Source organism: Microcoleus sp. Pol12A5, assembly GCF_036701435.1.
Taxonomy (GTDB): domain Bacteria; phylum Cyanobacteriota; class Cyanobacteriia; order Cyanobacteriales; family Microcoleaceae; genus Microcoleus.
This window is the reverse complement of record NZ_JAUBQU010000073.1, coordinates 25848-34702: the sequence shown is the minus strand read 5'-3', so window position 1 is coordinate 34702 and position 8855 is coordinate 25848. Positions and strand designations below refer to the sequence as shown.

The 8855-nt window shown below is 44.7% G+C and carries 10 protein-coding genes and 2 pseudogenes; 7 read left to right on the top strand and 5 right to left on the bottom strand.

The window, feature by feature from the left end:
- Positions 1–210 precede the first annotated feature (210 nt).
- Together QUA45_RS18885 and QUA45_RS18880 are read right to left on the bottom strand one after the other, a co-directional pair.
- Positions 211–762, bottom strand: coding sequence for a transposase (locus tag QUA45_RS18885; RefSeq protein ID WP_333221834.1), 552 nt, complete (start codon positions 760–762; stop codon positions 211–213).
- Positions 749–1177, bottom strand: a complete 429-nt coding sequence (locus QUA45_RS18880; RefSeq protein ID WP_333221833.1) for a winged helix-turn-helix domain-containing protein — start codon at positions 1175–1177, stop codon at positions 749–751. The genes QUA45_RS18885 and QUA45_RS18880 overlap by 14 nt, the downstream gene beginning before the upstream one ends.
- A gap of 143 nt (positions 1178–1320) precedes the next feature.
- Between QUA45_RS18880 and QUA45_RS18875 the strand changes: the two genes are divergently transcribed.
- The 5 genes and pseudogenes from QUA45_RS18875 (at position 1321) to cysS (ending at position 4371) form a co-directional block, all read left to right on the top strand.
- Positions 1321–1470 (top strand): hypothetical protein, encoded by a 150-nt coding sequence (locus tag QUA45_RS18875; protein WP_333100257.1) that lies wholly within the window; start codon positions 1321–1323, stop codon positions 1468–1470.
- A gap of 124 nt (positions 1471–1594) precedes the next feature.
- On the top strand, positions 1595–1762 hold the full coding sequence (locus QUA45_RS18870) for a hypothetical protein (protein ID WP_333221832.1): 168 nt from the start codon (positions 1595–1597) through the stop codon (positions 1760–1762).
- A 30-nt stretch (positions 1763–1792) separates the two neighbouring features.
- Complete coding sequence (locus tag QUA45_RS18865) at positions 1793–1957, top strand: hypothetical protein (RefSeq protein WP_333221831.1); 165 nt, start codon at positions 1793–1795, stop codon at positions 1955–1957.
- 321 nt (positions 1958–2278) lie between these two features.
- Positions 2279–2791: pseudogene (locus QUA45_RS18860) on the top strand (Uma2 family endonuclease).
- 71 nt (positions 2792–2862) lie between these two features.
- Entirely contained in the window at positions 2863–4371 is a 1509-nt protein-coding gene (gene cysS / locus QUA45_RS18855) for a cysteine--tRNA ligase (RefSeq protein ID WP_333221830.1), read from the top strand.
- A 71-nt stretch (positions 4372–4442) separates the two neighbouring features.
- Here the strand turns inward: cysS and QUA45_RS18850 are convergent, their stop codons facing one another.
- Both QUA45_RS18850 and QUA45_RS18845 read right to left on the bottom strand, forming a co-directional pair.
- Positions 4443–5393, bottom strand: a complete 951-nt coding sequence (locus tag QUA45_RS18850) for an alpha/beta fold hydrolase (RefSeq protein ID WP_333221829.1) — start codon at positions 5391–5393, stop codon at positions 4443–4445.
- Positions 5394–5417: 24 nt separating this feature from the next.
- Positions 5418–5645 (bottom strand): hypothetical protein, encoded by a 228-nt coding sequence (locus QUA45_RS18845; protein ID WP_333221828.1) that lies wholly within the window; start codon positions 5643–5645, stop codon positions 5418–5420.
- 82 nt (positions 5646–5727) lie between these two features.
- Between QUA45_RS18845 and QUA45_RS18840 the strand changes: the two are divergent.
- Positions 5728–6840 (top strand): annotated as a pseudogene (locus tag QUA45_RS18840) (AI-2E family transporter).
- Between the two features lie 165 nt (positions 6841–7005).
- Here QUA45_RS18840 and QUA45_RS18835 read toward each other — a convergent pair.
- Entirely contained in the window at positions 7006–7941 is a 936-nt protein-coding gene (locus QUA45_RS18835) for an OmpA family protein (protein ID WP_333100250.1), read from the bottom strand.
- 240 nt (positions 7942–8181) lie between these two features.
- On the opposite strand from QUA45_RS18835, the gene QUA45_RS18830 reads away from it, so the two are divergent.
- The gene (locus QUA45_RS18830; protein ID WP_333100249.1) at positions 8182–8853 is read left to right on the top strand and encodes a hypothetical protein; all 672 of its coding nucleotides are present in this window, start codon (positions 8182–8184) and stop codon (positions 8851–8853) included.
- Positions 8854–8855 lie beyond the last annotated feature (2 nt).

Here is an 8855-nt window from a genome sequence, read left to right as displayed (position 1 = left end):
TGCCATTCTTCCAGAGGGGGTACAGGGCTATGTCCTTGATTTTATCAAGCTTTTGACGGGGTTGTCACCCCGTCAAGCCTTTTGGTTTAGTAGTGCTATATGTCTTTTGGGATCTGACAAACTGCAAGACTTTCAGCCAAAAAGTTAGCTACCCCAAATAGTCCCCAGCTATCAACTAATATAACACCAAATATAGTAGTCCTAGATGATTTATGAGAATTTACCATAAATGTGAAGCTTAGCGAAATCAAATATCTGATAATGAGTAAGTAACTTAAATATACATTTGACGGCAGCAAAAGTCTTACACATATGATAGCAATCCTTAATCCATTGTTTAGCTTGTAACCAAATATCTTCTATTAGATTCTGAGTCGGATCGTTGGGCGCAAATCTCAAAGAAGTGATTTTCCAATTAGATTCATCTAAACCATTATTCACCACTGATAAAAAATCTTTAACCTCTGCTGAAGAATGATATTTAGCGCCATCCCAAATTAATGCTATCTGCTGAGCCTTATATTGGCTCATCAGATACTTTAAAGATTGAATAGTATGTTCTCCATTTCCCTTTGGATATGCCTGAATTAGACATTGACCAGTCGCAATATTTACGGAACCAAAGTAAGTCTGTCGCTCTTTCTCATTCACAATTGGGACTTCCACTCTTTGATTCTTCTTGCCCCAAACATACCCACAGATATCTCCCCAAAGAAGATGACATTCATCCTGAAAAAAAACTCCCCACTTACCTGATTCGATTTCTTGGCGATGAGCCTATAACCATTGGGTCACTTCTTAGGTTTTTTTTGACCAGTTCAGGATCTGTTTTAGGGTTACGTTTTTGAGATTTTTTCCAGCTTAAACCAGCAGAGTCAAAAATCTCATAGTAACTTTGCTGAGAACTAAAAACAATCTCATACCGCTCTTCTATATAAGCTTTTAGTTCTCCTAAATTCCCATATTTTTTTCGTACCCCATCAATAATGGCTGCTCGTTCCTCAAGTTTTAAATATCCCACGGAACCCTTATAAGCCAGCTTCAGAGCAGATACACCTTGCATGGTGAATATCTGAGTCCATTTACTAATAAAGCCAGAACTCACTGATAAACATTCCTGAATCTCGCGTTGCTTATATCCTTTGGGCTGCATAGAGACGGTAATTTCTCGTTTCAAATCGCGCGGATCGGGATTAGATTGGATAAATTCCGTTAACTATTCTAACATATACAAATTATGTAGCGATCGTGGCTATTATCTCATAAATCATTTAGGATTGCTATATCAACAACACAACAGCAGAATATTTTACCCCAGAAATGGATGCAGCTTTAGATATTGGCAATTGGCAAAGTACCCAGGAGATTTCCATAGAAGCGGCGCGTCATTACCCGGACAATGGAGAGATTTATCGGTATGCTTACATTCTCGCTACCTCAAAAGTTACTGTTAGTCCCAGTGATGCATAAAAGCGTAAAAACATTCAAGCAAGTCGCCAGTGGATGAGAGAAAAATGGCAAAAATATCGCCGTAACTTGGTAGCAGTAAAAGCGGGTGAATGATTAGCTACAGCTATTCCCAGATGAAGAATATTTGGCGCGCGGTGCGATTAATTATGCTTATATTCCGGCAATTACTATCGAGCCAACGAATCGACTCATTATTGTTGTTTATGTCGAAGATAGTGGGACAAAAGCTGTTCTTGATACGGATGCGCCCTACCCCATAATCACACCAAAAATTGCCCAAAAAGCCAATTGATATAGAGTTGAGCGGCTGGATAGGAAAACAATGTTAGTAAGACGAATGCGGCTAGAAGCGAGTGTTATTCGCCTGAACATGACTTTACCTGCTGATCAAGGTGAGGATTTAACCGTGGATAATACAGCTTTTATTCCTGATGTTGAGGAATACTGGAAAAATCTTGTTTGTTCAATCGATAAAATCGGTTTTTGACAAAGGATTCGTTATCTTGTTGATCCGGTGGCTAGTGATAAAAATTTTCCCGCTCTAAAAATTAATAAAGTTTAGGACTTTTAATAAATGAATATATATATAACTTTTTCCAGATTTTGGTATAAAAAATATTGTTAAAAAATGATGGGGTGGTTCACTAAAAGCGATTATTGAGTTCGATCGGCGTTGGCAGATTATTGAATTTGCTGTATTCGGCTCTGTACAATAGATAATAGCCGATGCGCGAGGCTGCACAATATGCTCAACAACACCATTACCATTCCCCAAACCTTCAAAGTAACTCACGAATAGTTCCAGCAAATTGCTGCCGTCAATCCTGAGTTAAGACTAGAGAGAACAGCTACAGGAGAATTAATTGTTATGCCCCCCACAGGAAGCGATACAGGCAAACGCAACCAAGATGTGTCAGGACAACTGTAGCAGTGGAATCGACAAATCAAGCTAGGAGTAGTATTTGACTCTTCTACTAGTTTTCAACTGCCCAATGGGGCCGATCGCTCCCCAGATGCCTCCTGGGTTAAATTAGAACGGTGGCAAACTATCACACCCAAAGAACAAGAAGGTTTCGCTCCCCTTTGTCCAGACTTTGTTGTAGAATTGCGATCTAAATCTGACAACAGGGAACCATTGCGAGAAAAAATGCGGGAATACATCGTGAATGGAGCAAGTTTGGGGTGGTTAATCGATCGCAAAAATAAGCAAGTCGAAATATACAGACAAAATCAGGATGTGGAAATATTAGATAATCCCAGCACTTTGTCAGGGGAAGATGTGTTACCAAGGTTTGTCTTAGATTTAACAGATGTTTCGTAGTGACACCGAAAGATTCACCAACAGCAATATAATAAATTAGAGCAGTACGTCAATCCCAAATCTCAAATCCCATGCCTCTAACGCTTTACAACAGCTTGACCCGTCGTGAATCACCTTTTGAACCCATCGAACCAGGAAAGGTGCGGATGTACTGCTGCGGCGTTACGGTATACGATTACTGCCACGTCGGCCACGCCCGCGCTTACATTGTTTGGGACATGGTGCGGCGCTATCTGATGTGGCGGGGATACGATGTGCGCTACGTGCAGAATTTTACAGATATTGACGACAAAATTCTCAACCGCGCCCGCGAAACAAATTCCACAATGGAAGCCGTGGCGGAACGCTTCATCGAGGAATATTTTGCAGATATGGACAAGCTAAATATTCTCAGGGCCGATGAATATCCCCGCGCCACCCATACAATGGACGGCATTAAAAGGCTGATTCACGAATTAGAAAATAAAGGTTATGCCTATGCTTCCGGCGGCGACGTTTACTACAACGTGAGGCAATTTCCAGATTACGGAAAACTTTCCGGCCGCAAGTTGGAAGAAATGCAGGCTGGGGCTAGCGGTAGATTGGAAACTGCAGAAATAGAAGCTCAAAAAAAGCAAGATTCATCAGATTTTGCCCTGTGGAAAAGTGCTAAACCGGGAGAACCTGCTTGGGATTCATCTTGGGGAAAAGGTCGCCCCGGATGGCACATCGAATGTTCGGCGATGGTGCGCGATTGCTTGGGTGAAACAATTGACATTCACTGCGGCGGTTCCGATTTAACTTTTCCGCACCACGAAAACGAAATTGCTCAATCTGAAGCCGCGACGGGCAAGTCCCTGGCTAATTATTGGATGCACAATGCTTTTGTGACTGTCAATGGCAAAAAGATGTCGAAATCTTTGCACAATTTTATTACAATTCGCGATTTATTGGATGGGAATTGGTCGGGCGATACAGCTTTGGAAGAAAGCGAGAAGTCAAAAGCGGTAGAACCGATGGCGGTGAGGCTGTTTGTGTTCATGGCGCAGTATCGCAGTCAAATTGATTTTACCGAAGAGGCGATCGCCTCCGCTAAAAATGGCTGGCACACTCTTAAGGAAGGCTTACTTTTTGGCAGTCAACACGGATCAAAACTGGGTTGGGATGTTGAGAAAATTGATAAATTGACTGAAGAAAATAACACATTAGTCCAGCAATTTCAAGCAGCTATGGATAATGATTTTAATACTCCCGCTGCTTTGACTGTGCTGTTTGAATTAGCCAAAGAATTGGGCAAGGAAAGCAATGTTTTAGTGCATCAAGGCAAAACAGAAATTTCGCCGGAATTGTTGCAGCAAAAATGGGTGGCTTTGGTAACTTTGGCAGGGGTTTTGGGTTTAGAAGTTCAGCCGGAAAGTGATAGCAATGATGCGGCTGGCGGTTTGAGTGATGGGGAAATTGAGGCGATGATTCAGCAGCGGAAAGATGCCCGAAAAGCTAAGAATTTCGCTGATGGCGATCGCATTCGCAACGAACTAAAGGATCGGGGCATTACTTTGATAGATCAAAAAGATGGTACAACAATTTGGCATCGCAGTTGAAATTTAGAGTTTTTTAACCGCAGATGAACGCCGATGAAATTCCATCCGCGTTCATCTGTTGATATCTACGGTTAAAAACTCCCATTGACAAACTCCGCAAGAGCCGCGACAAATTCTGCTGTTGATTCATAGGGCAAAACATTGCGCCCCGGCATTAATAAACCCTCAGCGTTGGGAAAATAAGCTAAATATTGCGCTAATCTTTCATCCGGTTTCTCTTCCTTACCCGCTTGACTGATGCTTGAGGCTTTTTCTCCCATCACAACGAGTACGGGGCGATCGAACTTTTGAATCGTACCGCTATAATCCTGGCGCCAAAACCCCGCTAAAAACGAGAAAACCGCGTGTCTGCTGTCAGGATTTGCCGCCCCAGCCTGCAAAGCATCCAACCATTCGCTGTCAACTTTTGCCGCATCGCCAAACAGTTGTTTCACTGAAAAAGAACGCAAAAACTCAGCGCGTCTGGCGTAGCGGTAAAAAGCGTTTCCCAAGGGAGAATTTAACAAATTCCAGACAATTCGTTGCTGTCTTTCTGTCGAATGTTTGTTCATTACCGCCCAAGCGGGAGGCCCCGCGAGAACTAACCCGCGAATTAAATTTGAGCCGCTTTCCTGCTGCATTTTTGCTAAAGCCAAGCCTACAGACAGTAAAGCACCTTGCACGAGTACGATCGCAGGTTTTTTGACTACAGTTTCCAAGAAATACAGCAACTGTGCGGCCCAATCCTCTGGATAGCAAGCCACAGCCGGCATTTCGCCATCGCCGCAGCCCAAAAGGTCGGGATTGTAAATCGGATTAGTGTTCCCTGCTTTGTACCAACTCTCACAAAATCTATGCCAAAAGATTCTTGACAAACCAACTCCTATCGGATGAATTAATAACAAAGGGATGCTATCTTCTGTCGCAGTAGTTGGGTTATAAACTTCATAAGCACAGCGATAATTTTGCCATTCGTAAAAGAGCGTTGGTGATTTTGTAGACGAAATGGCGGACAAATCTTGGGTGGAATATTGGGGCTGCATATTAATCTTTTAATTTTTAATGTACTATGCTACGACAATGCGAATTTGAGCTTGGACATTTGGTTGTGAGTGGGCAATACGCATCTCTACATTGCTGCCGAGTGCGTTGAGAAAACTAAATAGGCGTTCTGTAGAGAAGTCTTGAGCGCGGTACAAGGCGAAACCCATGATTTGCTGGACATCTTCGGGAAACTCGCGCAAGCCGTCGAAGGAACTGCCGATCCATTCAACGGGTTTTAACAGCGAATTCATATTCTTAATTATATTGTTTATATTATAAAAATTATAATAACATCAAGGGTGAGACGATAGCCAAAAATATAATTACTTAATCATGTCAGAACAGCGGATAACTATTTCTTTACCTAACTTGCTGCTAATTGTAGCATCGTCCTTGCTGCTAGTGCTGCTGTGGCAATTGCGGAGCCTGCTAGTAATTCTAATGATATCAGTTGTGCTGGCTGCTTCGATCGTCCCGATCGTGAATTGGGCAGAAACCATGCGGGCTCCCCGTTGGCTGGCGGTGATTATGGTTTATTTAACTCTCATCGGCGGATTTAGCGGGACAGTAGTGTTAATCGGGCCCACGGTAATCGAACAAATAGAGTTACTGCTGCGGCAGCTACCCGTTTATGTCGAAAGTTTGCGAACTGTGGCAACTAATTTATTGAGTCGCCTAACCGACGATGCCCCAACCTTGGTGGGTCAGTTGGTGGACACTCAATCGCTGACTAATTGGCTGATTCGATCGAGCCAACAACTGGTTTTGCGATCGTACAGCTTAACCAGAGGCATTCTCGGCGGTTTCTTCAGCCTAGTTTTAGCATTATTTATTTCAGGTTATATGGTTGCCGACAGCGACACATTAATCAAAAGTTTGGTGCAGTTTTTTCCGAAACCTTGGGACGCAAGATTAGCCGCACAAGTGGCGCCAATTGGTCAAAGAATGGGAAGCTATATTCGCGGGCGAGTTTTAGTTTCGGGCATTTTAGGGATATTTATTACCACAGGTTTGAGCATTTTGGGAATGCCGGAATTTGCTTTAGGCTTGGGTGCGATCGCAGGTGTTACCAACTTGATTCCCTTCATCGGCCCCGTGTTGGGAGCAGTACCAGCATTAATCGTAGCATTAGCTAAAGGTGGCTGGGTACTTTTGTGGGTATTACTGTTATTTGTAATCATCCAGAATTTAGAAACTTACGTACTAGATCCTTTGCTGGTGGGTTCATCAGTTGGTCTGCATCCTTTATATCAATTGCTGTCTGTATTGGGAGGAGTTCAAGTATTAGGAATTATTGGAGCTGTAATTGTGCCACCTTAGTTTGCGGGAGTGGCAGCTTTGATTGAAAACTTGTATTTAAAACCCAAACTTAGGAGCGAACATCGAGAGGCAATAGATCGGGCTAAAAATAATTCTGACTTGCCACCTCTGACACCTTCAGCGTAACAGCAGCTTACGCCTTGAGAATTCAACACAGTAGACCCCAATTGCAAGCATTCGCTCACCTCTGTGGAAAATATCTGCGTTTATCCGTGTTTATCTGCCTTGCATCTGCGGTTGACTATCAATCAAAGATTCATGCAATAAATCTAGTATCCACAAGTCCGCTGACTAAGGACTAATTGCCACTTCAATGCGGCGGTTGCGCTGCCGATTAGTATCGGAACTATTATCCACCGAAGGGCGACTTTCCCCATAGCCGATCGCCACCCAATGATACTTCTGACCTAGCACACCAGACAAATACTGCACCACAGCCTGAGCCCGCGCAAACGACACATTGCGATTGTCCGCCGCTTCCCCCGCGTCGTCAGTGTGACCCGCAACGCGCACAGTTGCCCCCTCGTGATTGCTCAACTCCGCCACCAAATTGTCCAAAATCGCATTAGTTCCCGCGCGCAAAGAAATGCTGCCAGTATCAAACAAAACATCGCTGGGTAGAGTCACCATCAGCCCATCCCCCCCAAACACCGGATTATTGGTATTCTGTGGGGCAGTATTCACCGTTTCAGGGTTCAGACTCGGGCTGCTGCCGATCGCCGGTAAAGCAGGGGCAACACTTGCCGCCGTTTCCGGCGCCGCCAATTCCCGCGACATCAACTGCAAACGCTTTTCCAAAGTTTCAGTCGGGCGGCTGCTGCCCAACTGACTCTCCAAAGCCGCCGTGCGGCCAATCAGCGCGTTGAGTTCGCCCTGCAACTGTCTCAAATCCGACTGCAATTTCTCTCTCTGGGCAGGACTGACTTTTGACTGGGGAGTAGGTGTAGCGGTTGGGGGCGGGAGCGCAGGAATTGGCGTTGCTGGGGCGCGTTTCGGGCTGGAGGTCAAATTTTGAGTAACACGCAGCAATCTCTCTGCCAGCGGCATCTCCGTCGCGCCTGACGGATAAATTTGAGCGATCGCCATGCCCAGAACCCACGCAAAACCGCTGCCCACCCCCAGCAGCAGCAGTCGAAAAATCAGCGACAGTACAAGCAAACCTTTTCCCCGCGACTTGGAGACGCGAGTGGGGGGGATTGAAGGTTTTTGGTTAAAAGATCGCGTCATATTTCATCCCTCTCAGTGTACATACCAGATTAATTTCGATACTATCTTACCTATCCGATTTGAAATTTGAGATTTTAGATTTGAGATTTCTCCTGCAATCTCAAATCTAAAAAAGAAACCCGGTTTCTATAAATCTGGGGTTGGGTGGCGAAGCATCGAGGCAGAAACCGGGTTTCTAGTCCGTTGCGTGCCAGTCTGAATCTGTTGGATAATTCAGTAAAACTTTTGGAAAAAAAACCGATGACTGACCCTTTAAATAGCCCTTATCCCGTTCCTTGGGAATGGATTACTGCCACTCATGCTAAAGTGAGCTCCACTGCCGGCACAGGCCTCCGCTATTACCGCAGTCCATCCCTAGTTTCAACTAACGGCCAATACGCAGCTTACAGTCGAATTGAGTTGCAAGTGCAGCCGGAATTCTCCCAGTGTCGGGTTAGCAGCGTCATGTTTGTGGAAAATCTCAAAACCGGCGAACTACAAACAGTGGCGGCTGCTTCGCCACTGGCGGAAAGTGGGATGTATGGTAGCGAGGATACAGATATGTCCGGGACGATCGCCATTTTAGTGCCTGTTTCTTGGAATCAAGACGGTTCCCGCATTCTCGCCCGCGAATTTGAAGCAATTTTCAACTCTTCTGATATGTCCGACTACGGTGTCATTTGGGACAAAAATGATAATTACACTTATACCGTTGCTCCCGCTCGCAGTCTTTACACTCATGCTGTATTGTTGGGTTGGAGTCAAGTTTGTCCCGGAAAAGTTCTGTTCCGCGCAGGCAATTTGGGCGATCGATCTTGGCCTCTTTGTGCAGTGGATATGACAGGGCAAACGGTACCTGTCACCGAGGACAAACCCCTAGTTTTCGGCAGTCAAGCCAGCACAGACTGGATCGAACCTAAAACTCGTTTTTAGAT